Below are 24,410 nucleotides of genomic sequence, written 5' to 3'. Positions count from 1 at the left end.
AACTTTGTCAAAGTTATTTGGAGATTTACGAAGCAATTTCCATTCGTTTCAATAAGTTTTTACTTAAAGTATGTTCTGCATAATCTTTATCGATTAATAAAACTTTATCGTCAGAACTTGGCAGTTCATACATTGCATCTGTCAAAATAGCTTCGCAAAGCGAACGTAATCCACGTGCTCCTAATTTGTACTCTAATGCTTTGTCTACAATAAAGTCTAAAGCTTCATCGGTAATCGTAAACTCAACTTCATCCATTAAAAATAATTTCTGATATTGTTTTACCAATGCATTTTTAGGTTGTGTCAAAATAGCACGTAGTGTTTCTTTATCTAAAGGATCCATGTGTGTCAATACCGGTAAACGACCAATGATCTCCGGAATTAAACCAAAATCTTTAATGTCTTTTGGTATGATATATTGAAGCAGGTTATTTTTATCGATATTGTCCACATTTTTAGAAGTCGAATATCCAACTGCCTGACGGTTTAAACGTTTAGAAATAATACGTTCTACTCCATCAAAAGCTCCTCCTGCAATAAACAGGATGTTTTGTGTATTTACCTCAACAAATTTTTGGTCCGGGTGTTTACGTCCTCCTTTTGGCGGTACGTTTACAACTGTTCCTTCTAAAAGTTTCAATAAAGCCTGTTGTACACCTTCACCAGAAACGTCACGTGTTATTGACGGATTATCGCTCTTACGGGCAATTTTATCAATTTCATCAATAAATACGATTCCTCTTTCTGCTTTGGTTACATCATAATCGGCAGCTTGTAAAAGACGCGTTAAAATACTTTCAACATCTTCTCCTACATAACCAGCTTCTGTTAATACTGTTGCATCAACAATAGCCAAAGGAACGTCTAACATTTTTGCAATTGTTTTAGCAACCAATGTTTTTCCTGTTCCGGTTTGACCAACCATAATGATGTTACTTTTTTCAATCTCTACTTCATCGTCTAATTGCTGCTGCATTAAACGTTTGTAGTGATTGTAAACCGCAACTGACATTACTTTTTTTGTCTGGTCCTGACCAATAACATATTGATCCAGGAAAGCTCTGATTTCTTTTGGTTTCTTTAAAATTAAGTCGCCAACAAGTTTCGCGCTTCCGCTTGATTTTAATTCTTCTAGAACAATTCCGTGTGCCTGTTCAATACACTTATCGCAAATATGTGCATTAATACCAGCAATTAATAAATTAGTTTCTGGCTTTTTTCTTCCACAAAACGAACATTCTAATACTACTTTTGCCATTCTTTATTTAAGTTACTAAGCTGCAAAGATACTAAGTTTCTAAGCTTTTTTTATCTAAAACTTTAAAACTTAACGCCTTTACAGCTTAATATTTGATTTTAAATTACAAAGAACACTTAGATTCTCAGCGTCTTAGCAACTTAGAAGCTTAAAAAAAATTAGCTTCTTCTTAATACTTCATCAATCATTCCGTATTCTTTTGCTTCTTCAGCGATCATCCAGTAATCACGCTCACTGTCTTTGTGAACTCTATCAAAGGTTTGTCCTGAATGCTGCGAAATGATGTGATATAATTCATCTTTTAATTTCAACATTTCACGTAAGTTGATTTCCATATCTGTTGCAACACCTTGTGCTCCTCCAGATGGCTGGTGAATCATTACTCGTGAATGTGGCAGAGCCGAACGTTTTCCTGCTGCTCCTGCACATAATAAAACTGCTCCCATAGAAGCTGCCATACCTGTACAAATTGTAGCTACGTCTGGTTTAATAAATTGCATTGTGTCATAAATTCCTAATCCTGCGTAAACGCTTCCTCCAGGAGAATTTAAATAAATCTGGATATCTTTTGATGCATCAGCACTTTCTAAAAATAATAACTGAGCCTGAACGATATTAGCGATTTGGTCGTCGATACCAGTTCCTAAAAAGATAATTCTGTCCATCATTAATCTTGAAAAAACGTCTAATTGAGAAATATTCAACTGACGTTCTTCGATGATATATGGTGTCATATTCGTTGGGTTCATCGCAGCTATGATTTTGTCATAGTACATAGCGTTTACTCCTTGGTGCTTTGTAGCAAATTTTTTGAATTCTTTACCGTAGTTCATATGTATCTGTTCTAAGTTTACTTTATTTAATATATATTCTCCATCAAAGGTTGTACCTATTTCTAAAGAATGTCAATTTGTCTTAGTTTTTGTTTCAGGTTTAATTTTGTTTCAGTTTTAAAGTTCTCGAACTTCAATAAACCTTAAACTTGAAACTTGAAACAAAAAAAAGAGCGTCGGCAGAAAAACTGCCGACGCTCAAATATAATTATTTTTCAGAAATTATTCTCCGTAAGAAGCTGCAATAAATTCTTCGTAAGTAACTTCTTTAGTTGTTGGATTTGCTTTCTCTTTGAATAAATCTAACAATTTAGCCGCTACAACTTGCTCAGAAAGTCTTTTCACTTCTTCTTGGTTAGATAAAACTCTAGCCACTATTCCCTGAACTTCTTCGTCAGTTGGGTTTGTTTGTCCAAATTGAGCCATTTGTTGTCTGATTGCGTTTGTTGTAAAAGCTTTCAAATCTTCAAATGTAATTTGGATATTGCTTTGAGCCATTGCTTTTCCTTCGATTAATTGAAAACGTAAACCTTTTTCAGATCTTGCGTATTCAACTTCAGCTTCTTCTGCAGAGAGTTTTTTCTCTCCAACAGTTTGTAACCATTTTTTAAGGAATTCAGCCGGTAAATCAAATTTTGTATTTTCGATTAGGAAATCCTGAACGTCTAATAATAATTTTTGATCAGCTTGCTGTGCAAATTGAGCTTCAGCATCTTCTTTAATTTTAGCTTTTAAGTCTTCTAAAGAAGCTACTTTTCCTTCACCAAAAAGTTTATCAAATAATTCCTGATTTAATTCTGCCAATTCAGCACCGTTGATAGCTTCGATAGTAAAGTTTACTTCGATATCTAAACCGTGAACATCATCATGAGATACTTTTAAATAATCCATTAATTGGTGATCATCTTCAAATAAACCTTTTGTGCTTACTTTAACAACATCTCCAACTTTTTTACCGATGAATTTATCTCCGGCTTTTTTGTTGAATGTAGAAACAGAAATTGTAGTTGTATTGCTGATACCTTTTTCTTCGTTTGTAAAAGTTCCTGTTAAATCTGAATCAGCTTCAACTTTATCCTGAGGAATTGCTTTTCCAAATTGTTTTTGGATACGCTCTACTTGTCCGTCGATTAATTTATCATCAGCAGTAACGATATATTTTACGATATTGTTTTTAGCTTCTAAATCAATTTCGAAGTTTGGCACTAAACCAATTTCGTATTCAAAAGTTAATTCTTCTGCATCCCAGTCAATATTTTCGTTTTCTTTAGCAAGAGGAGTTCCTAAAAGATTTAATCTTTCAGATTGAATAAAACGCTCTAAAGCCAAATCAACTACTTTTTTAATTTCTTCTTGTTTAATACCCTTTCCGTATTGTTTTTCAACAAGATCTTTAGGAACTTGTCCTTTTCTAAATCCTTTTACTTGCGCTAAAGGCAATTTTTCGTTGATTCTTTTTGCCACTTGACCTTTATAATCCATATGAACAACGTTCAATACAATTGTCTCGTTTACAGCGTCTATTGCTACTCTTTTAATATCCATCTTCTTCTTTAATTTACATAATAAAATTGGGTTGCAAAATTATAAAATTTTTGCAACCCAACCAAGTTTTTAATTTATTGTATTTGAAGCAGTTTATGTGCTTTTAATTTTGATTTATTTATCGTCTCCTAATATTTTGTAAGTAATTGACTGAAGAATAGACAAAATAATACTAAAAAATAATGCTGTCCAGAATGATTCGACTGCAAAACCTCCCACAATATAAGTGCAAAGTATAATTATTATAGCATTGATGACCAGTAAAAATAACCCCAGCGTAATAACTGTAACCGGAAAAGTTAATATTACCAAAATTGGTTTTATAAAAACATTTAACAATCCTAAAACCACTGCAACTATAACAGCCGTGGCAAAACTGGCAACATGAACCCCTGGTAAAAAATTCGCGATCAACAAGACTAAAGCTGCCGTGACAAGAAGTCTTAGTATTAATTTCATAACTTTTTCTTTTAAAATTTTAATAAAAGTAATGATTTTTTTCTAACCCTATATTTATTCAGAAATGGTTTCTTAAATTAAATTTTCATATTAGTTTAATATATTGTTTTGCTTCAATTCATATTCTCTTTGATAATCTTTTACTGTTTTTCCTTGTCCGTTTGGTTTCCAGCCGGGAGCATAAAACATATACTTCAATCGGTTTTGCCAACCGATGTTAGGCTGCTTAATATCTTTCCACATTTTTTTCCATTCGTAAAATAAAAGTTCAAAAGCACTATCATCTTTTGGTTTTGGATAAATTCCAAATTTCACGGGTATTTCTGGTTCTTCTTTCTGAAAAGTCCCAAATATTCTATCCCAAATTATTAATGCCATTCCCATGTTTTTGTCTAAATATTTAATATTTCTGGCATGATGCACTCTGTGATGCGATGGTGTCACTAAAATCCATTCTAAAATACCCATACTTTTTACACTTTGAGTATGTACCAAAGTTCCATAAACCTGAAACAATGCATAAGCCGCCATAATATGCCAAGGGTTAAAACCTAGAAAAGCCAAAGGAGAAAAATACAAATAACGATAAAGCGGCTGGAAAACAGGCGACCTGAATCCGGTAGAAATATTATAGTATTCTGAACTGTGATGCGTAATATGTACGGACCAAAAAAACCTTGATTTATGATCTACAACATGCAATACATAATATGCGAAATCCTGTAGTAAAAAAACAGCAGCCCAATAATACCAAATATGTATATTCCAAGAAAAAATACGGTGTTGAAAAAAGAAAAACATAACTCCAAAAGCAAATGATTTCATTATAAAATCTAATGCAAAATTAAGCACCGCAAATGTGACATTTACAAAAACGTCATTTTTAGTATACAGGTTCTTTTTACCAAAATGACTAAAGAGCATTTCGACAAAAATCAAAAGTGCAAAAAATGGAGAGGAATACAAATAAATCAATCCTAAACCACTTTCGTCAAATAAATTATAAAAATTGAAATCCATTAAATTATAAACATTAAAATTCAAAAAGCAAATTTATGAATTTTAATATTTATACGTAAGTAAATTCTTATTTTTAAGATTTTTTTAATTAATAGCGTACTATCAATTTACCTAATATTATTAATGGCTAAAGCATTTTAAAAATTACTCTTTCAAAAACTCGGTTGTCAGTTCAAAAAACATTTTAGGATTTTCGGCATGAAGCCAGTGTCCTGCGCCCGGAATAGTTTCTAGTTTAAAATTCGGAAACTGTTTTCTTATTTCATCCAAATCTGTATCTAAAATATATCCAGATTCTCCTCCTCTAATAAACAAGGTTGGATTATTAAAAACTAAGTTTTCCGCCAATGGTTTCCCGATAGCATCAAGATTGTTGTTGAAAACCTCCAAATTAAAACGGAAAGCAAGTTGTCCGGGTTCTTTCCAATATAAATTTTTCAATAAAAACTGGCGCGTTCCAAAATCAGAAACATATTGTGCAACGATTGCTTCAACGTCATTTCGGCTTGGCTTTACAGAAAAATCAACTGCATTTAAACCTGCCAAAATATCCTGATGATGCTGTTTGTAAAATTTCGGTCCAATATCTGCCACAATTAATTTATCTACAAGATCAGAATGTGTTGTCGCAAAAAGCATCGCCACTTTTCCGCCCATCGAATGTCCAAGAATATCAATTCTTGTCAGATTATTTGCCTGACAATATTCATATACGTCCTGAACCATCGCTTCGTAACTCCATTCGTCAGAATGAAAGCTGCGTCCGTGGTTTCTTAAATCTAAAATATGAACCTGAAATCCGGCCTCAACATATTGTCCTGCCAGCGTTTTCCAATTATCAGACATTCCAAGAAATCCATGCATGATGATAAATGGTTTTCCTTCGCCTTCTATTTTTGAATATAACATTTATGTTTGATTTTATCTTATAACAAAGGTAAAAAGATCTACTAATCTGTAATAGAATTTAATTGCATATTTTTGTAAAGTATTTTTATATTTATACATAAAAACTTACTTTTTAACAATTAAATTGTAAGTAAAATACTTATTTTTATTATATTGCCTTTTCAAATCAGAACTCGTTTGATTTGAATTCATTTAATAACTATATAAACCATGATTAAAAAAATTTTATTCTTAGCCGCGATTATTTCTCAGCTTACAATTTCATGCTCAAGTGATGATCGTTCAGAAACAACTGACCAGCCTTTAAATGAAGACATGTACTTATGTTCGTTTGATCTTCGAAATCAAATTCCAGATGATCATACACAAAACAATAAAACTGCGAAATCAGGAAGTACCATCGAGTCTTGGACCGGTTGGAATACTGGTCAAACAATTCGAATTAAGTTTTTAGATGGAGACGTTACAGATCATGACATAGTTAAAAGAATTGCTGTTGAATGGACTAACTATGCTAATCTTAAGTTTGAATTTGTGCCAGCTACGGAAAATGCAGACATTAGAATTGCTATTCTACAGGGAGCAGGTGCATGGTCATATATCGGAAGACAATCTAATACCTCCCAATATCAAAAACTACCGACAATGAGGTTAGGACAGGTTTCGAAAAGCTTTAATGAAGAAGCAGCAAGAAGAACAATATTACATGAATTTGGACATGCTTTAGGATTATATCATGAAATGAAAAACCCCACTTCAACTATAGCATGGAATAGAGCAAAAGCCTATAAATATTTCGATCAGTATAGTCCAGAAGAGGTAGATCGCCAGATAATAGAAAAAACCGATATTAATCGTACAAATTACAGCAAATATGACCCATTATCAATAATGCATTATTACATCCCAAGTTCTATAACATTAGACGGAATAGGTGTAGCTGCTCAAAATGATCTATCAGAAATTGATAAAAGATTTATTGAAAAACAATATCCTCGTCCCTCAAAACTAAGTTTATATCCCGGCGAACGTTTAGACAGTAATAACAAATTAAGCTCGTCAAATGACAATTATTCACTTTTTGTAGAAGTAAATGATTTAAAATTGTACAATTACAAGGATTGTAAACAAGAGGGAAAATTTTTTGCAAATATTAAATTTAATAATTTCACATCTAGTAAAGTATACTTAGAAATAGTTGGAAACAAATTATTGTTGTATAAAGGAAGTGTTCCTAGAACATTATTCGAACACCCTAACCCATTATTTAAAATTGACTACATCACTCTAAGTGATTCTGGTAAAATTAACTTAATATCACAAGGAATTTTACAAAGCTCAATTGAAATGCCTAAATAATTTTTCAAATAAAACAACCACTTAACTTACTGTTTTGAGGTTGTTTTTATTTGAAGGATTTGATAAGTTTGAATCTAAATTTGAAAATTTTATTCAAGCTTTTGAAAAATAATATTTTCTAAAATATTACTAACACCGATTTGAAATATTTCAAATCGGTGTTTTTTTTTATGAAAAATTTGATAATCAATATAATAAGTTCAATATCTTGATAAAAACATTTTATTAAAATAAAACTTACCAATTTACGGTTTCCCGTAAGGATTAGATAAATCGAAAATGTATATTCGCATTTTAAAAATCAAAACCAAAAACTTGATTTAAATCCAAATTAATTAATACCACCTTTATGATTAAAAAATTCCTTTTATTATCATTAGTTGCTTCGCAGCTTATGGTTTCATGTTCAAGCGACGAAAGCAATGATGAAGAAACTAAACCTGAAACAGAATTATCATTAGAAGAGCAAATTGCTGCAATTATCAAACAGCCTTATTCTAAATTAACTCCTGGTGAGCAAAAATTAAAATTAGAGGCTGAAGCTAATCAAATGCTTACTGAGCTGGACAAAACGAAAAGTTCTGGAGCTATTGAAGCATTAGAAAATTTATCAAGATTGTTAGGTGTTGATCAAATTGAGCTTTTTGATGGAAAAGATGATAATGGCATTGAAGATATTTTAACTGTTTCTGGTGTCTATGGTGTTTATACATGGAATAATACCAACAAAAAATGGGTAAAAACAGCTTCAACTACAGAGTTAAAATTTGTTTTCCCTGCAAAAGAATCTCAAACTGCAAACAATGCTGTTTTTACTTCTAAAAGTGTTTCATCTGACATAAAAGTAAAATTCGCCACTAATTATTATGACGATGAAGAAATAACTGACTATTTCTTTCTTCCACTTTCTGCTGATGCAGTTTTAACAATTGATAATGCTCAAGCGGCTGTATTTACACAAACTGCAAAATATGCCAACGGAAAAGAAATCCCTACTGATTTTGCATACAAAATGACTTTAAACGACGGTTACACTTGGGAAATGAGTGGTGTTAAAGCAGCGCAAAATACCTCAAAAGCATCTCTTACTTACAACGGAAAAACTCTAATTAACTTTAATGCCGGAAGTAACGCTGAAATTGACAAATTACTTGCCAATGAAGAACTTACTCAATACAGAGGTAAAGCAAATGGTTTATTCCAATTAATGGATAATTTTCTTGTTGTTGCCGATATGGATTTAGTTACTGAAGCGGCTGATCAAGCAGCATTAGAAAAAAGCCTAGTATATCCTGCTTATCCTGACTATCAAAACCCTAAAACTGATTTTAAAGCTTATTATACAGCAAAAAATGTATATGAGAAAAAATACTCTGAAGGAAGTGCTGTCAATTTTAATAAAAATATAAAATTGATTTTAGTTTCTAAAAAAGATGGAACTAAAATAGCGGATATTATACAACATTCTGCAGAGGATTACAGCTATTATGCTAACGTACCTGTATGGACAGTTGACCAATGGAATCCTGATGGTTACTGGTCTTATAACGAAGAGTTTAAAGTACAATATTATGGTGAAGATTATTATTTAAAATTCAATGATAATACTGAAGTATCTATGAGTACTTACTTCTCTGAAGGATTTGATACTTTCCAAACTAAATTTGAAGACTTTATTAGTGCTTTTAATAAAGAAGAAAAATAGTTTTAAAAAAATATAATTTAAAGCCGGTTTGAATATTCAAATCGGCTTTATTTTTTTGGAGGTGTTTTAACAATTATAGTACTTTGTCCATATCCTGCCCAAATACCAATACCTCCTTTTATATTCGATTTTAAACTTGTATTTGATGGATAAATGGGATTTTTGCTGTTTACGATTTCGTTTTGCCAGCTGTTCCAGAAATCTAATGCTTCTTTGGTTTGAGTTCTTAGTTTTACATAAATAACGTCTCCATCAGCAAAATAAGGGGTAAATTTTGTTTTAGGAAACAACAAAACACCTCTGTTTATCTGCACAGAAACCGAAGAAGTTTCGAAATTTTTATCGTCTAAATTTCCATAAAATGAAGGCACAAAAATAGGCTCTTCACCGTCAATTTTTGTAGCGATTTGGTAATAGTTTTTTTCGGCTGGCGGATCATCAAATTTTACAAAAATATAACCGGTTGTATCTATTGCATTCTTCTTTATATATTCTGCACTTTTAAGCGGCACTGATTTTGGAATTGATGTTACAGCTTCAACAACACGATTTAGGTATTCAATTTTAATAGAATATTCTTTTCCAGCCTCTCCTTTTAATGTTGATCCGAAATACACAAATGGAGGAATTCTGTTTTTATCGTTTTTCACTCTTAAAACTTCTGAATTCACACCGTCAGAAATTGTAATTTTTGCAGATCGAATTACGTGATTTAAAACATTTGTAGAATCAATAACATCTGTAACCGGAATACTGCTCGACAGTAAAACATTGGCAAAATCACCTTCTTCAATCCAACCTTCAACGACTATTTTTGATTCCAGGTTTTTTTGTTCACTAAAGTCGTCTTTTGAACAACTTGTTAGTACTAAAGCAAAAAGAAATAGTATATATTTTTTCATCTTTAAAATTTAAATCTCCAGCTAACAGAAGGAAGAATTCGGTATAAAACTTTTTTTTCCTGCTTTACCACAACTTTGCTTTTATCTTCGTTTACTTCTACATCTAAAACAACATAAACCGGGTTTGAGATATTGAATGCATTGTAAATAGAAAAGTTTAAAGCACTTTCTTTTTTCTGCGTTTTTATAAAATAATAATTGGCAGAAAGATCAGTCCTAATATAATCCGGCATTTGTGCATTATTATATCCTGAGTATTCTTTGACAGGATTATTGTTTATGAAGTACCAGGAAGTTGGCATTGTAAATCGATTTCCAGAACCGAATATTTGAGTAACCCCAAAATTCCATTTTGAGTTTAAATCATACATTCCAACAACAGAAAGATTATGGCGTCTGTCATATTTAGCAAAATACGTTTTCCCGTTATTCAGTTCATCAAAATTTCGATCAGACCAGCTTAAGGTATAACTCAGCCAGCCCGTAAATTTTCCGTTGCTTTTTTTGAGCATCATTTCAAATCCGTAGGCTTTTCCTTCACCTACATACAAATCATTTTTGAGCGTTGTGATTTCATTAAACTGCGTTATTCCATACGGATATTCCAGCAGGTTTTTCATCGAACGATAAAATCCGCCAAATGAAGAAGAAAAATTTCTGGTAATATTATGATTGGAACCAACAGCAAATTCATTAGATGATTGTGGTTTTATCCCATCAGAACTCGCAATCCAAAAATCTGTTGGAATACCAACGCTTGAAGTTGTAATCAAACTCAAGTATTGGTATTGTCTATTATAAGAAGCATAAAATGAATATTTTTCATTCGCATAATAATTCAGCACAGCGCGTGGTTGAAAATGCAAATAAGAATCTGATCCAGAAGTGTAGTAATTAATTCGAAGCCCTAAATCGGCCGTTACGTTTTCAAATAACTTAGGTTTTGCGTTTACAAAAATCGCTGCTTCATTGGCATTAATTATTCTTTGGGAGTAATTATCAAGCGTTGTCAGGTTTTCGACATTAACTTTTTGAGGCTGCAAATTGTGATAAACATATTGCAATCCTGACTCAAACGGAATATTATGAATTGAAAATCGTACGGCATTTGTAAACCCAAAATCTTTAACAAAAGAAGAAACTCCAAATTGAATTGTTGCCTGTTCCATACTTAAATCATTTGAATAATGACTAAAATAAACGGAATTAGACATACTTACTTTTGGAGAAAATGTTGTGGTTAAAGATGGCGAAACTGTAAAGTTGCTCCATTTTAATTTCGTTCGCAGCGCCAGATTTTCGTCTTTTATTTTCAATTCGTCTCCACTAAAAAAAGCATCTAATGAAAACAGATTCTTTTTAGATATTTGGGATAAAAAAGTAAAATTCGCGTCAGAAAAACCATATTTCATATCCTGAACATCATTGCTATCTGAACCAGATTTTAATATTGGTCCTACAACTTCATCTATATAAGTTTTTCTTCCAGAGATATAAAATCCTGTTTTATCATTTAAAGGAACTGCCAATGTTACTTGCGAAGCCAAAATTCCTGCATTTCCCTGAATCGAAAATTCTGACGGTAATTTTTTATTGGTGTTTAAAACTGTTGTCGAGCTCAATCGTCCGCCGTATTTTGCATTTGAACTAGATTTGTCAAATTCTACATCCTTAATATGATCTGCGTTGTAAAAAGGAAAAATTCCCAGTAAATGAGACATTCCATAAATAGGAGCTTCGTTATATAAGATGGCATTATGACCGGGATCACCGCCGCGCACGTACAAGTAACCGTTTGCATCTCCAGAATTTTGCACTCCCGGTGTAAGTTGCAAAAGTTTTATAATATCTGTAGTTCCTAAAAGTGTTGGAACAGCGTTTAATTCTTTTAAATTAAAAGAAAGTTTTCCGCCGGATAAAGTTTTGATGCCACTTTTCTTATCATTCGAAATAATCACTTCTTTTAAAAGCGAAATATCTTTTTCTAAAACAATAGAAAGTATGGTATCTTTTTGAAGATTGCAATAAATAGTTTTTGGTATAAAATCTAAATGGTTAATTTTTAGAACCAAATTACCTGAAGGAATGTTTTCTGAAAAGTTACCTAAAGTATCTGTAATAGTATACAGCTGTTTTTGGTTTATCTCAAAAGAAACATTGACACCAATTAAATTTTGATTTTCGGATGATTTTACATTTCCTGATATCCTAACATTTGACTGTGCAAAAAGGTTGGAAAAGGATAATAATAAAAAAAGAATAATAGATTTCGACACTTAATTTTAATAAGAAAAGTGCGAAAATAAACAATTATAACCCAATTACATCAGGTTATAATTGTTTTAATTTTAATCTTACTTCAATTTATTCAAATACATATTCACAACATTATCTAAACCAAGATAAAGTGCTTCTGAAATTAAAGCGTGACCAATAGAAACCTCTAATAATCCCGGAATATTTTGTTTGAAGAACTGAATATTGTCTAAACTTAAATCGTGTCCGGCGTTAATTCCTAAACCTAATTCGTTTGCTAATTCTGCAGCTTTCACATACGGATCGATTCCGTTTTTGTTTCCTAAATCATACTGATGTGCAAAAGCTTCTGTATATAATTCGATTCTGTCTGTTCCTGTCTTTTTAGCTCCTTCGATAATTTCTAAAACCGGATCAACAAAAATCGATGTTCTGATCCCGTTTCTTTGAAATTCCTGAATAACTTCGGTTAAATAATCTTGATTTTTAATGGTATCCCAGCCTGCAGAAGAAGTAATAGCACCAATTGCATCTGGAACTAAAGTAACCTGATCTGGTTTGCATTCTAAAACTAAATCAATAAAATTATGCTGCGGATTTCCTTCAATATTATATTCGGTAGTAACAATTGCTTTTAAATCGCGCGCATCCTGATAGCGAATATGACGTTCATCCGGACGCGGATGAATGGTAATTCCCTGCCCTCCAAAACGCTGAATATCGACAGCAACTTTTAATAAATCAGGTACATTTCCGCCTCTTGCATTTCGTAACGTTGCAATTTTATTGATATTAACACTTAACTTTGTCATATAAATAGATAATTAATTCAAGTAACACTATATTTGTTACGACAAAAATACAAAGTAAAACGCAGCAGTTTTTGGTATTTTTTGATTATTTTGCATCAAATATCTTCGATTGATTTATGACAGAAATTACAAACTATATCACAAATGATTTCAGAGCGATTGATAGTCAGGAAACGATAGCCTCGATTCAGGACTTTTTCATCGATGTAAATTTTTCTCATTTCCCGATTTTAGAAGATGGGATTTTCATTGGAAGTATTTCTTCTGATGATGTGGAAACATTTGATACCGATAAAAAAGCTATTGATTACAAATACACTTTAGAACGTTTTTTTGCCAGAAAATCAATGATCTGGCTGGATGTTCTGGAAGTCTTTGCAAAAAACCACACTAATATTATTCCAATTCTTGATGAGAATAACAGCTATATAGGCTATTATGAAATGGAAGATATTATGAAATTTTTTCAGGAAACGCCATTTTTAAAGGAACAAGGAGGAATTATTATTGTTCAAAAAGGACTTCTGGATTATTCAATGAGCGAAGTAACGCAAATTGTAGAAAGTAATAACGGTAAAATTTTAGGCTGTTTTGTTTCTGAAGCCGATGTAGAAAATGTACAGATTACCATAAAAATAGGTTTGGGAGCGATGAATGAAATTATTCAGACGTATAGAAGATATGGTTATGAAATTATTTCAGAACATCAGGAAGACACCTATATTAATAGTTTAAAAGAACGTTCTGATTATTTAGACAAGTATCTTAATATTTAAATTAGAAAATGTTCTCAACTAATAAATTATCAAATTAACACATTTCCTCATTATCTAATTAAGAAGAATGAAAATAGCCATTTACGGACAATATTATCAAAACAGTACCGAACCTATTATAAAAGACATTTTCTCGTTTTTCAATTCTAATAATGTAGAAATGGTAATTGAGGAAAATTTTCTGGACATGCTTTACGATAAGCAGCTTGTAAAAAAGGAGTATAAAACTTTTTCTCCAAGTACTACTTTAGATAATAGTTTTGAAATGCTGATTAGTATTGGCGGCGATGGAACGATTTTGAGAGCGGCGGCTTTTGTTCGTAATTCAGGTATTCCTTTATTAGGTATAAATGCAGGAAGATTAGGGTTTCTTGCAAAAGTTCAAAAAGAAAACATTGACAGTTTACTGCAATATGTTATCGATCAAAACTACACAACTTCTGAAAGAACTTTACTGGGCATATCCTGCGAACCTAAAAATGATGCTTTCGCAGAACTTAATTTTGCTATGAACGAAGTTACTGTCAGCAGAAAAGATACGACTTCGATGATTACTGTTGACACTTATCTAAACAATGAATATTTAAATTCTTACTGGGCAGATGGTTTGATCATTTCTACTCCAACAGGTTCTACAGGATATTCATTAAGCTGCGGAGGACCTATTTTAACTCCAGATGTAAAAAGTTTAGTAATTACGCCAATCGCACCACATAATTTAACCGCCAGACCACTTGTTATTCCAGACGATACAGAAATCACTTTGCGTGTAACGGGAAGAGAAGACCAATATTTGGTTTCTTTAGATTCCAGAATTTCTTCGGTAAAAAACGAATCAGTTCTTAAGATCAAAAAAACAGATTATAAAATAAAAATGATTGAAATACCGGGCGAAACTTTCTTAAAAACCTTAAGAAACAAACTGCTTTGGGGAGAGGACAAGAGAAATTAAACTCTTTTCTCCTTCATCACTATACGATAATACCACATTTTCTCGTTCTGCATATAGCGAATCATCATTAAATTGCTCAAAATCATAATGTAAATTGAAAAAAAAGCACATTTATCTAAAGGAACTTTGATTCGTATTGATAATTATTATATTTGCACGCAATTTTGAATTAAATGAAGAAAATTTTTAATTTATTGTTATGTTTTTTCCCTTTTATTACACTTAATGCTCAAATCAATGAGCTTGGTGTGTTTGTTGGCGGAAGTAACTTTGTTGGTGACGTTGGAAGTACAACTTACATTAACCCAAATAAACCGGCTTTTGGTATTTTGTACAAATGGAACAAAAGTCCAAGACACTCCTATCGTTTTTCTTATACACAGTCTAATATTCTTGGAAATGATGCAGATTCAGACGAAACAAGCCGCAGCAACAGAGGATATCGTTTTGAAAACGAGGTAAAAGAATTTTCTGCTGGTTTAGAATTTAATTTTTTCGATTTTAATCTTCATGATTATCACACAAAAATTACTCCTTATATATATTCAGGTTTAAGCTTTTTTATTTATGATGGCTTATACCGTAATATCAACAGCATTAGTACAACGCAAAAGATCAATTCAAATTCATTTGCTATACCTATAACACTCGGAATTAAATCAAATGTAACTCCACATTTTGTTATAGGTGCCGAAGTTGGCGCACGATATACTTTTACCGACAATATTGACGGCAGTAATCCTGATACCAGCAATACAAATATTTTAAAATTCGGAAATTTAAATAATAATGACTGGTATGTCTTTTCAGGTATTACTTTAACTTATACCTTTGGACAAAAACCTTGCTACTGCGCAGAATAATAAAAATGAATTTACTAGACTCTATAGATCAATCAAACTTACCAAAACATCTGGCCATCATTATGGACGGAAACGGGCGCTGGGCTAAACAACAAGGCTTTTTAAGAGCTTTTGGACATGAAAACGGCACCAAATCTGTAAAAAAAACAATTACAACTTGTGCCAAACTAGGTATTGAGTACCTAACGCTGTATGCTTTTTCTACAGAAAACTGGAATCGTCCTAAACTGGAAGTTGAGGCATTAATGAAAATATTGATCAATTCCTTAAAAAAAGAGCTAGTTACACTTCAAGAAAACAATATCAGACTTAATGCTATTGGAAATCTTGATAAATTGCCAAAATCGGCACAAAAGGAACTTTTAGACGTAATTGAGAAGACCAAAAACAATACCAGACTAACGTTAACCCTTGCTTTAAGCTATGGTTCCAGAGAGGAATTGGTAAATGCTGTTAGAGTGATTAGTGATAAAGTTAAAAATAATATAATTTCAATAGACACTATTGACGATTCAATTATAAATGAGCATCTTTACACGCAAAATTTACCTGACGTAGATTTATTAATACGAACAAGTGGAGAACATAGAATAAGTAATTTTCTGTTGTGGCAGATTGCCTATGCTGAATTATATTTTACTAATGTCTTGTGGCCAGACTTTAAAGATCAAGATTTATATGAGGCTATTATTAGTTATCAAAAAAGAGAACGTAGATTTGGAAAAACCAGTGAACAAATTAAATAATTTTTTAGTGTTACAAAAAAGAATACCACAAATAATCTGTACCCTTTTACTATTGGGTAGTTTTTCACAAGTTAAAGCTCAAGATAGAGTTCCTTTTGACCAAGGAAAAAAATATATTCTGGCTAAAGTTTCTGTTGTTGGTAAAATAAGCTTCAATGAGCAGACTGTTGTTACTTTCTCAGGCCTTCAAGTGGGGCATGAAATAACAGTTCCGGGTGAAGAAATCACGGGCGCTATCAAAAAATTAGGTAAACTGGGTCTTTTCGACGAAATCTCTTTTTATATTAATAAGGTTCAAAACGACAGTATTTATTTAGATTTAAATATTGTTGAACTTCCAAAATTAAATGAAGTTAAAATCACCGGCGTTAAGAAAAGTAAAGTCGAAGGATTAATTAAGGATAACAATTTAACTAAAAATAAAATTGTAAACGAAAACTTAATTACAACTACTAAAAATTACATCGAAAACAAGTATAAAAAAGACGGCTTTTACAATACAAAAGTTACCATTACTACTACTCCCGACAGTACTGCCGGAAATCAGGTAAACATGCTAGTGAGGGTAGATAAAGGAGATAAAGTTAAAATAAGCAGTATTGATTTCATTGGAAACAAACAGCTTACCGATACAAAATTAAGAGCTGCGATGAAAGATACGAAACAAAAAAATCTGCTTCGTGTTTTTAAAGCGTCTAAATTTATCCCTGAAAAATATAAAACTGACTTAGAAAAAGTTATCGCTGCTTACAAAGAAAAAGGATATCGTGATGCACGTATTATTTATGACTCTGTTACTTATAACAAAGACAAAAATATGCTTGCTATAAAAATTAATGTAGAAGAAGGAAACAAATATTACTTCGGAAATATTAAGTTTTTAGGAAATACCGTTTATTCAGATCAGCAGTTAAACCGTTATTTAGGGATCAAAAAAGGAGAAACTTATAATGGTGTTTTACTAGAAAAAAGAATCGCTGATAACACAAAACCTGACGGGGAAGATATCACGAACTTATACCAAAACAACGGTTATTTATTCTCTAAAATTAATGCTGTAGAGGTAAAAACTGTAAACGATACAATTGATTTTGAGATTAGAATTACAGAAGGTCCTATCGCTTATTTCAATAAAATCTATGTTACTGGAAATGACAAAACAAATGACCACGTTATTTACCGTGAGTTAAGAACTAAGCCAGGAAACAAATACAGCAAAGAAGAATTAGTTAGAACTATTCGTGAAATTGGTCAATTAGGTTTCTTTGATCCGGAGGCTATTAAACCCGAATTTAGAAACGTTGATCCTGCTGCAGGAACTGTTGATATTGAATACCAATTAGTAGAAAAAGGATCTAGCCAGGTTGAGCTTCAAGGAGGTTACGGAGGAGGAGGTTTTATTGGAACTTTAGGTTTATCTTTCAACAACTTCTCGGCTAGAAAATTATTTGATAAAGATGCTTACAAACCGCTTCCTATGGGAGACGGACAAAAAGTAGCACTTCGTTTACAAGGAAGTACTTATTTCCAAACGTACAGTTTATCATTCTCTGAACCATGGTTTGGAGGTAAAAAACCAGTACAGTTTAGTTCATCAATTTCATACAGTAAGCAGTTCAACAACAATTATGTAACGAGAACTGTAGATAAAAGCCAAAGTTTTAATATTTTTACGGTTCAGGTTGGTTTAGCAAAACGTTTAACGGTGCCGGATGATTATTTTGTTCTTTCACAATCTGTGAGTTATCAGCATTATGACTTAAACAATTACTATACAGGATTGTTTACATTTGGTAACGGAGCATCAAGAAACCTTGCTTATACAATAGGACTTTCAAGAAGTAATAAAGGGGTTAACCCAATATTCCCAACTTATGGTTCTGAATTTAGTATCTCTGCAAAAGTTACGCCTCCGTATTCATTATTTAATGGGGTTAACTACGGAGATTTAGGAAATCAAAAAGAATATAAAGTACAATATACCGGAGAGGCAAAAACTGGTCCAGACGGACAGCCTATAAATCCAGGTGATTATATGAAAGCTGAAACCATAAATGGATCTTCTCAATATGTGAGTGTGGGATCTGATTATAAGAGTGCTGACACAGATGCTGCAAAGGTCGATCAAAAGAAATATAACTGGTTAGAATACTATAAAGTAAAATTTAAAGCAGACTGGTATACTAAAGTGTATGGAAAATTAGTTTTAAGAACATTAACAGAATTTGGTTTCTTAGGAGCTTATGATCAATCAAGAGGAGTTGTTCCGTTTGAACGTTTCTATTTAGGAGGAGATGGAATGGCAAACTATTCAATGGATGGTAGAGAAACAATACAATTAAGAGGTTATCCGAACAACTCGCTGACACCTGTTAATTCATTGGGACAACAGATTGGAGCTACTGTTTATAACAAATTCTCGATGGAATTACGTTATCCTATTACATTAAAATCGTCTGCATCGATTTATGCATTGACGTTTTTAGAAGCAGGTTCATCATATCCATCGTTTAAAGATTATAACCCGTTTGATTTAAATCGTTCTGCTGGTGCTGGTTTACGTGTATTCATGCCTGCATTTGGATTATTAGGAATTGATTTCGGTTACGGTTTTGATGCTCTTCCAGGGTCTGTTACAAACAAGGCAAATGGATGGGAAACACATTTTATTATTGGTCAACAGTTTTAGTGCGGGTTTTAGTACAAATTTTAATACCTTTGGCTAAAAATTCAAAATAAAGTAATGTTATGAAACAACGGTTTTTATTTATATTTTTAGTCTTGATTGCAGTAAATACAATTCAGGGTCAAGGTAAAACGACTAGAATCGGTTACATTGATATGGAATATATTTTGGAAAATGTTTCTGATTACAAAGAAGCAAAATCACAATTAGAGCTAAAAGCTCAAAAGTGGAAGCAAGAAATAGAAGCCAAAAAATTAAACATCAATACGCTTAAAGAAAATCTTAAGGCGGAAAAAGCTTTATTGACTAAAGAATTAATTGATGAAAGAGAAACTGAAATAAAATTTCAGGAAAATGAAATGCTGGAGTATCAGCAAAAGCAATTTGGTGCTGATGGAAATTTAATGAGACAGAAATCAGCTTTAGCAAAGCCAATTCAGGATCAGGTTTTTACAGCTGTTCAAGATATTGCCGAAGCTAAAAATTATGATTTCATTTTTGATAAATCGTCAGATTTGACAATGCTTTTTAGCAATAAAAGATTCGATATTAGTGATCAGGTACTGCGTATTTTAAACAGAACTGATAAAAGAGAGCAATTGACTAAAAAACAATTGAAAGATCAGGAAGCTAAGGAAAGTAAAGAAAATGCAATTGATGAAAATCCTGCAATGGCAGATCGTCAAAAAGCATTAGATGAAAAGAGAACTGCAAGAGAAAAACTGATTGAAGACAGAAGACTGGAGCAGGAAGCTAAGAAAAAAGAATACGACGACAGAAGAAAAGCAATTCAGGCAGAACGAGAAGCTAAAAAAAATGGCACGGTTTCTGAACCAGCAAAAACAACCGAGGCAGCAAAAACAACTGAAACGGCTAAACCTGGAGAAACAGCTAAACCTGCAACAACAACTACTGAGCCTGCGACAACAGAACCTGCAGTAGATAAAGCGGCAGAAAGACAAAAGCTTTACGAACAGCGTAAAAAAGAATTAGAAGAGAGAAGAAAAAAAATACTCGAAGAACGAGAAGCTGCTAAAAAAGCAAAAGAGGCCGAAACACAAAAAACAAATACGACCAATAATTAATTAATTTTTTAAAATGATGAAACAAATCAAAACTTTACTAATTGCTGCAATACTTATTTTAGGAGCAAGTAATACAATGAACGCACAGGCGAAGGTTGCCCATGTTGATGTTAGCGAGATTATGTCGAAAATGCCTGCTATGCTAGATGCTCAAAATCAACTGCAAAAATTAAGTGGGACATATGATGCTGAATACAAAAAAATGGTTGACGAATACCAAACAAAAATCAAAAAGTATGAAGCTGAAGCAGCAACTGTAACTGAAGCTGTAAACGGTGATCGTTCTAAAGAAGTTCAGGATATGCAAAAAAGAATTGTTGACTACAGAGACAATGCTCAAAAAGAACTTCAACAAAAAGAAACTGATATCGTAAAACCTTTAATGGAAAAAGTAAGAGCTTCTATCCAAAAAGTTGGTAAAGCTAAAGGTTTCCAATATGTTTTAGATGGTTCTACTCTTTTATTAGCTGATGGTCCAAACATTACTGCTGACGTGAAAAAAGACTTAGGATTCTAATAAACGAATTCCTTATAATTAAACTGCTTAAATTTTAAAAATTTAAGCAGTTTTTTTTTACATTTATTTAAAATTAAAATCCATTAATATTTCCAGATTTCTACTAAATTGGAATATATTTTTATTTCAAAAAATACTAATTTTGTATTATGACAAACAATAATCCTATAGGCGTTTTCGACTCTGGTATTGGAGGGACTTCAATCTGGAAAGAAATTCACGATTTACTTCCAAACGAAAAAACAATTTATTTAGCCGATAGCAAAAATGCTCCCTACGGTCAAAAAACAAAAGAAGAGATTGTTGCCTTAAGTAAAAAAAATGTAGAGTTTTTACTTGAAAATAATTGCAAATTAATTGTAGTAGCATGCAACACTGCAACAACAAATGCAATTTGGGAACTTCGTAATGATTATGATATACCGTTTATAGGAATTGAACCTGCAATAAAACCCGCTGCTAATAATTCTAAAACGCAGGTAATTGGAATCCTGGCTACAAAAGGAACCTTAAACAGCGAACTGTTTAATAAAACTGCAGAGATGTTTCAACATACTACAATTATTGAGCAGGTTGGTTATGGTCTGGTTAAATTAATTGAAGATGGCAATTTATATTCTCCGGAAATGACGCAATTATTAGAGGAATATCTACAGCCTATGATCGATGCTAATATTGATTATCTTGTTTTAGGATGCAGTCATTATCCTTATTTAATTCCGCAGATTAAAAAGATACTTCCGGATCACATTCAAATCATAGATTCTGGAGAGGCAGTAGCAAGACAAACACAAAATATTTTGCGTGAAAAAGTCGGTTTTACTGACACTCCAAAAAGTGAACCTATATTTTATGTCAATTCAAATCCAGCAGTTTTAAAATCTATCTTAGAAGATAAATATCCGGTAATTGAAAAAAACTTTTAATTAATCAAACTTTCGTTTCACAAACCAAATTCCGTCTAAAGATAAATTAAGGGTTATCTTATGATAATTTTCTTTAATAAGATTTTCTGATACCCTGCCTCTTTGACCATAGGAATAGGAAATATTTAGGGACGAAGAGGTATTTTCGATTGGCAGATTAACTCCCACAGAAATTGAGGCGTTGTTAACTCTTTTTCCGTCAACTTCAAGATAACCGGTATCAAAATTTGCTCCTGCAGAATACGTTATCCTATCCCAATATTTACGAATATTTCTATTAGCATTGAAATATGAAAATCCAAGGGCAAATCTGTCCTGATTTACAAAATCTCCATAAAGATCAGACTGTCTCGTATCATTCCACAAACTTTTTTCGTAATCTAAAGTCATGTTCAAAACATTCTTAAATCGCTTGCTGATCCCTACTCCTATTTCTAAAGGCATATAATAATCATCCACATCCGAAGCTGTTTCAGACTCAATAACATTAACAACTCCATCTGCAGATGTTTGAACAGATTGAACTTTTGAGCCTTTAATTTGTGCCGGAAGTTTAAAAGTTGTTCCAATTGTCAATGTGGAATCTATTTTATACTGCGTTCCTAAAGTAGCACGAAATCCACTGTAATCTGTTTTTTTATGTACATTAGTAATTGAATTCAAAATAGTAAAGGTGCGGTCGTCTGTAATATTTCCAAATAACAAAGCGGCAGTAGCTCCAACAGTCAGCTTTTTACCAAAACGATATCCATAGGAAAAATCAAAATCATTTAATCCTCCTGAACCAGCTGCAGACAAATTATACGATTCCTTACTATCTGCAATAGGCAGTAAAAGATTTGAAATTTTATACGTAGAACTCGAATACGGTTTGAGTGCAATACTAAAACCTGAATTCTTAGTTACGGGAAAAGCAAAAGCTAAATGAGAAAACTGAAAGTTATTTCGCTTCTCGGTTTTGGATTTACTTTGGTATGTTGTTCCAATAGCTTTTCCGCCCACATCAAGCATAAAATGATTTAAAGGCATAAATCCTAAAGACGCCGGATTTAGATTATTGATAAAACCTTCTGAAGGCAAAGCAATTCCGGAAGATCCAATTGATGAAATCGCACCAAAATCGGCATCATACACACTTCCTAAACCATACAATGAATAGGGCGAACTCGAAATACTTTGAGAAAATGAAGTCAGCGCCATTAAAATGAAGCAGCTTACAAAAATTATTTTCTTTTTCATTTAATAGGAGAGGTAATAAATTTTTATTAGAATTTTATTTTCGGGATGTTTTTGATCTCCTAAAACAAGTCTGTTAACTGATTTAGAAATTCCGGGCAATGTTAATATCAGGGATGATCTTGAATCTGATGCTTTAAGCATTTCTTTCTGCAAAAAACTACCAAGCGGAATGGTATAACCTATATTTTCATTAAACTCATCGCTTTTCTGACTCAAAGTTCCATAAACTGCCGCTCCAGCAGCATTAAGCAAACTGCCACTAATTCTGTTTAAATTATCGCCTACATATACTTTTAAAGAATCTGCCAGAGGATATTTATTTGAATACGAATTGTTTACAGGTTTTATAAACATTTGAGCGTCGACAATAGCTCCGTTACTTGAAATATTTTTAAGCTGTTTTATGTTTGGAAAATCAATACGGCAGGCAACTCCGGTTCCGGACTGAATAAAACCTTGTTTATTGGTTAAGGAACTTGAAAGTTTACTGGTCGAAACGGGTAAATTTTGAATTATAGTTCCTGTTTTATCGAGCGATATAGAGTTAAATTGTGTCGCTGTATTTGACATCAGGAAATCGATAAAAAAAGAATCGGCATCTGCGTCGCCCTGATATTTGGAATAATACATTCGAACTTTACTGGTAGCAGTATGAAATCCTATTACACTTGATGAATTAGAACTTGAAGGAACAAGCACTAATCCTTTTAAGTATTCCGTAAGATTATCTAAACCTGTAATTTCTCTCTTTTTTATTTTTTGAAAGAGTGCTTCTCCAAAATCCTTACTCATTTTAATATTAATAGAATCTTTTTCAATTGGACGGGGTTTGTACGAAACAGTGCCCAGACTTTCGTCGCTGTAGCTTAAAGTGGAGTTATTGTAAAAACTATCATCATCTTTATTTGGCTTTACTTTTTGGGTCAGTCGATGAATGTCAAATTTTTGAACCTGAGTAGTATCTCCGTAATAATAGTTATCATATTTTAAAATCATGGAGATAGAATCAAAAACAAAATTTACAGTCTCAGTATCTGAACCTGAATTATTCAAGGCATAAGAACTGGCAGAAAGCTGGAAATAACTGTTTGATTTTACTTTTCCTAAAATAGGATCATCATAATTACCTATTAAAATTCGGCTTTGTCCCGAAGTAATAAGTGAATCGAAATTTATAGTTGACATTTCGACCGTAAGCGTGTCGATCATCACTACTTTATTATTTATAGCCAAATAATCTGAACCTACAACAAAATTTCCCGCATCAGTATCTGTACCGCAGGAAAATATAGTAAAAGCAAAAACCAACATTAATAAAAACTTGCCCATAATCAATTTTTTGAGCAAATATAAAATGCAGTCTTCTGCACCACACTATAACATATACAGTCACGTGTTTTTAGACTATCAACGGCGAAAAAACATCTACAATGGAATATTGCAAATAAATATTTCATTCGACCTTAAAAAAGGCTGTTTTGTCTATCAAAAAGAGTCATACATATATCTTCTTTTTTTTAAAACCTTCTCCAACCTACTTTTGAACCAATAAATAAGTAATG

At 32.3% G+C, this 24,410-nt stretch carries 21 protein-coding genes; 10 read left to right on the top strand and 11 right to left on the bottom strand.

The genetic code is table 11. From position 1 onward, the window contains the following. Window positions 1–25: 25 nt before the first annotated feature. The 6 genes from clpX to NLJ00_RS08975 form a co-directional block, all read right to left on the bottom strand. On the bottom strand, window positions 26–1,258 hold the full coding sequence (clpX, locus tag NLJ00_RS09000; RefSeq protein WP_073489066.1) for an ATP-dependent Clp protease ATP-binding subunit ClpX: 1,233 nt from the start codon (window positions 1,256–1,258) through the stop codon (window positions 26–28). A 158-nt stretch (window positions 1,259–1,416) separates the two neighbouring features. Continuing rightward, window positions 1,417–2,091: an ATP-dependent Clp endopeptidase proteolytic subunit ClpP gene (clpP, locus tag NLJ00_RS08995; protein ID WP_053471615.1), complete on the bottom strand. Its 675-nt coding sequence runs from the start codon at window positions 2,089–2,091 to the stop codon at window positions 1,417–1,419. A gap of 222 nt (window positions 2,092–2,313) precedes the next feature. Next, a complete protein-coding gene (locus NLJ00_RS08990; RefSeq protein WP_256636948.1) occupies window positions 2,314–3,636 on the bottom strand; it encodes a trigger factor in 1,323 nt (440 codons plus the stop codon). A gap of 114 nt (window positions 3,637–3,750) precedes the next feature. Further along, entirely contained in the window at window positions 3,751–4,095 is a 345-nt protein-coding gene (locus tag NLJ00_RS08985; RefSeq protein ID WP_053471617.1) for a phage holin family protein, read from the bottom strand. Window positions 4,096–4,185: 90 nt separating this feature from the next. Further along, window positions 4,186–5,115 carry a sterol desaturase family protein gene (locus NLJ00_RS08980; RefSeq protein WP_256636947.1) on the bottom strand — a complete coding sequence of 310 codons (930 nt, stop codon included), beginning with the start codon at window positions 5,113–5,115 and terminating at the stop codon, window positions 4,186–4,188. Between the two features lie 144 nt (window positions 5,116–5,259). Then, window positions 5,260–6,024: an alpha/beta fold hydrolase gene (locus NLJ00_RS08975; RefSeq protein ID WP_256636946.1), complete on the bottom strand. Its 765-nt coding sequence runs from the start codon at window positions 6,022–6,024 to the stop codon at window positions 5,260–5,262. Window positions 6,025–6,234: 210 nt separating this feature from the next. Here NLJ00_RS08975 and NLJ00_RS08970 point away from each other — a divergent pair, with 210 nt between their 5' ends. Together NLJ00_RS08970 and NLJ00_RS08965 are read left to right on the top strand one after the other, a co-directional pair. Beyond that, on the top strand, window positions 6,235–7,383 hold the full coding sequence (locus tag NLJ00_RS08970) for a M12 family metallopeptidase (RefSeq protein ID WP_256636945.1): 1,149 nt from the start codon (window positions 6,235–6,237) through the stop codon (window positions 7,381–7,383). Between the two features lie 349 nt (window positions 7,384–7,732). Then, entirely contained in the window at window positions 7,733–9,088 is a 1,356-nt protein-coding gene (locus tag NLJ00_RS08965) for a hypothetical protein (protein ID WP_256636944.1), read from the top strand. 47 nt (window positions 9,089–9,135) lie between these two features. Here the strand turns inward: NLJ00_RS08965 and NLJ00_RS08960 are convergent, their stop codons facing one another. The 3 genes from NLJ00_RS08960 to NLJ00_RS08950 all read right to left on the bottom strand — a co-directional run bounded on the left by NLJ00_RS08960 (window position 9,136) and on the right by NLJ00_RS08950 (window position 13,058). Further along, complete coding sequence (locus NLJ00_RS08960) at window positions 9,136–9,990, bottom strand: DUF4249 domain-containing protein (protein WP_256636943.1); 855 nt, start codon at window positions 9,988–9,990, stop codon at window positions 9,136–9,138. Between the two features lie 2 nt (window positions 9,991–9,992). Continuing rightward, window positions 9,993–12,266: a TonB-dependent receptor plug domain-containing protein gene (locus NLJ00_RS08955; RefSeq protein ID WP_256636942.1), complete on the bottom strand. Its 2,274-nt coding sequence runs from the start codon at window positions 12,264–12,266 to the stop codon at window positions 9,993–9,995. 78 nt (window positions 12,267–12,344) lie between these two features. Continuing rightward, complete coding sequence (locus NLJ00_RS08950; RefSeq protein WP_053471624.1) at window positions 12,345–13,058, bottom strand: pyridoxine 5'-phosphate synthase; 714 nt, start codon at window positions 13,056–13,058, stop codon at window positions 12,345–12,347. 116 nt (window positions 13,059–13,174) lie between these two features. Between NLJ00_RS08950 and NLJ00_RS08945 the strand changes: the two genes are divergently transcribed. The 8 genes from NLJ00_RS08945 to murI all read left to right on the top strand — a co-directional run bounded on the left by NLJ00_RS08945 (window position 13,175) and on the right by murI (window position 21,609). Continuing rightward, on the top strand, window positions 13,175–13,834 hold the full coding sequence (locus NLJ00_RS08945) for a CBS domain-containing protein (RefSeq protein WP_053471625.1): 660 nt from the start codon (window positions 13,175–13,177) through the stop codon (window positions 13,832–13,834). A gap of 67 nt (window positions 13,835–13,901) precedes the next feature. Then, window positions 13,902–14,786 carry an NAD kinase gene (locus NLJ00_RS08940; RefSeq protein WP_053471626.1) on the top strand — a complete coding sequence of 295 codons (885 nt, stop codon included), beginning with the start codon at window positions 13,902–13,904 and terminating at the stop codon, window positions 14,784–14,786. Window positions 14,787–14,959: 173 nt separating this feature from the next. Beyond that, complete coding sequence (gene porG, locus NLJ00_RS08935) at window positions 14,960–15,649, top strand: type IX secretion system protein PorG (protein WP_053471627.1); 690 nt, start codon at window positions 14,960–14,962, stop codon at window positions 15,647–15,649. Window positions 15,650–15,654: 5 nt separating this feature from the next. Continuing rightward, window positions 15,655–16,395, top strand: coding sequence for an isoprenyl transferase (locus tag NLJ00_RS08930; protein ID WP_053471628.1), 741 nt, complete (start codon window positions 15,655–15,657; stop codon window positions 16,393–16,395). Continuing rightward, on the top strand, window positions 16,328–19,084 hold the full coding sequence (locus NLJ00_RS08925; RefSeq protein WP_256636941.1) for a BamA/OMP85 family outer membrane protein: 2,757 nt from the start codon (window positions 16,328–16,330) through the stop codon (window positions 19,082–19,084). Before NLJ00_RS08930 ends, NLJ00_RS08925 begins: the two co-directional genes overlap by 68 nt. A 59-nt stretch (window positions 19,085–19,143) precedes the next feature. Next, the gene (locus NLJ00_RS08920; protein WP_256636940.1) at window positions 19,144–20,166 is read left to right on the top strand and encodes an OmpH family outer membrane protein; all 1,023 of its coding nucleotides are present in this window, start codon (window positions 19,144–19,146) and stop codon (window positions 20,164–20,166) included. A 13-nt stretch (window positions 20,167–20,179) separates the two neighbouring features. Then, entirely contained in the window at window positions 20,180–20,683 is a 504-nt protein-coding gene (locus NLJ00_RS08915) for an OmpH family outer membrane protein (RefSeq protein ID WP_177178064.1), read from the top strand. 149 nt (window positions 20,684–20,832) lie between these two features. Continuing rightward, window positions 20,833–21,609, top strand: coding sequence for a glutamate racemase (gene murI / locus NLJ00_RS08910; protein ID WP_256636939.1), 777 nt, complete (start codon window positions 20,833–20,835; stop codon window positions 21,607–21,609). Here the strand turns inward: murI and NLJ00_RS08905 are convergent, their stop codons facing one another. Beyond that, on the bottom strand, window positions 21,610–22,848 hold the full coding sequence (locus NLJ00_RS08905; protein WP_256636938.1) for an aromatic hydrocarbon degradation protein: 1,239 nt from the start codon (window positions 22,846–22,848) through the stop codon (window positions 21,610–21,612). Then, the gene (locus NLJ00_RS08900) at window positions 22,849–24,177 is read right to left on the bottom strand and encodes a DUF4270 family protein (RefSeq protein WP_256636937.1); all 1,329 of its coding nucleotides are present in this window, start codon (window positions 24,175–24,177) and stop codon (window positions 22,849–22,851) included. Window positions 24,178–24,410 lie beyond the last annotated feature (233 nt).

This window comes from Flavobacterium panici, assembly GCF_024499525.1.
Taxonomy (GTDB): Bacteria; Bacteroidota; Bacteroidia; order Flavobacteriales; family Flavobacteriaceae; genus Flavobacterium; species Flavobacterium panici.
This window is presented reverse-complemented; position numbering and strand designations above follow the sequence as displayed.

What these genes read in the sequence shown, in the direction of transcription:
- clpX (WP_073489066.1), bottom strand. Translation starts at nt 1,258, where the DNA reads ATGGCAAAAGTAGTATTAGAATGTTCGTTTTGTGGAAGAAAAAAGCCA.
- clpP (WP_053471615.1), bottom strand. Translation starts at nt 2,091, where the DNA reads ATGAACTACGGTAAAGAATTCAAAAAATTTGCTACAAAGCACCAAGGA.
- NLJ00_RS08990 (WP_256636948.1), bottom strand. Translation starts at nt 3,636, where the DNA reads ATGGATATTAAAAGAGTAGCAATAGACGCTGTAAACGAGACAATTGTA.
- NLJ00_RS08985 (WP_053471617.1), bottom strand. Translation starts at nt 4,095, where the DNA reads ATGAAATTAATACTAAGACTTCTTGTCACGGCAGCTTTAGTCTTGTTG.
- NLJ00_RS08980 (WP_256636947.1), bottom strand. Translation starts at nt 5,115, where the DNA reads ATGGATTTCAATTTTTATAATTTATTTGACGAAAGTGGTTTAGGATTG.
- NLJ00_RS08975 (WP_256636946.1), bottom strand. Translation starts at nt 6,024, where the DNA reads ATGTTATATTCAAAAATAGAAGGCGAAGGAAAACCATTTATCATCATG.
- NLJ00_RS08970 (WP_256636945.1), top strand. Translation starts at nt 6,235, where the DNA reads ATGATTAAAAAAATTTTATTCTTAGCCGCGATTATTTCTCAGCTTACA.
- NLJ00_RS08965 (WP_256636944.1), top strand. Translation starts at nt 7,733, where the DNA reads ATGATTAAAAAATTCCTTTTATTATCATTAGTTGCTTCGCAGCTTATG.
- NLJ00_RS08960 (WP_256636943.1), bottom strand. Translation starts at nt 9,990, where the DNA reads ATGAAAAAATATATACTATTTCTTTTTGCTTTAGTACTAACAAGTTGT.
- NLJ00_RS08950 (WP_053471624.1), bottom strand. Translation starts at nt 13,058, where the DNA reads ATGACAAAGTTAAGTGTTAATATCAATAAAATTGCAACGTTACGAAAT.
- NLJ00_RS08945 (WP_053471625.1), top strand. Translation starts at nt 13,175, where the DNA reads ATGACAGAAATTACAAACTATATCACAAATGATTTCAGAGCGATTGAT.
- NLJ00_RS08940 (WP_053471626.1), top strand. Translation starts at nt 13,902, where the DNA reads ATGAAAATAGCCATTTACGGACAATATTATCAAAACAGTACCGAACCT.
- porG (WP_053471627.1), top strand. Translation starts at nt 14,960, where the DNA reads ATGAAGAAAATTTTTAATTTATTGTTATGTTTTTTCCCTTTTATTACA.
- NLJ00_RS08930 (WP_053471628.1), top strand. Translation starts at nt 15,655, where the DNA reads ATGAATTTACTAGACTCTATAGATCAATCAAACTTACCAAAACATCTG.
- NLJ00_RS08925 (WP_256636941.1), top strand. Translation starts at nt 16,328, where the DNA reads ATGAGGCTATTATTAGTTATCAAAAAAGAGAACGTAGATTTGGAAAAA.
- NLJ00_RS08920 (WP_256636940.1), top strand. Translation starts at nt 19,144, where the DNA reads ATGAAACAACGGTTTTTATTTATATTTTTAGTCTTGATTGCAGTAAAT.
- NLJ00_RS08915 (WP_177178064.1), top strand. Translation starts at nt 20,180, where the DNA reads ATGATGAAACAAATCAAAACTTTACTAATTGCTGCAATACTTATTTTA.
- murI (WP_256636939.1), top strand. Translation starts at nt 20,833, where the DNA reads ATGACAAACAATAATCCTATAGGCGTTTTCGACTCTGGTATTGGAGGG.
- NLJ00_RS08905 (WP_256636938.1), bottom strand. Translation starts at nt 22,848, where the DNA reads ATGAAAAAGAAAATAATTTTTGTAAGCTGCTTCATTTTAATGGCGCTG.
- NLJ00_RS08900 (WP_256636937.1), bottom strand. Translation starts at nt 24,177, where the DNA reads ATGGGCAAGTTTTTATTAATGTTGGTTTTTGCTTTTACTATATTTTCC.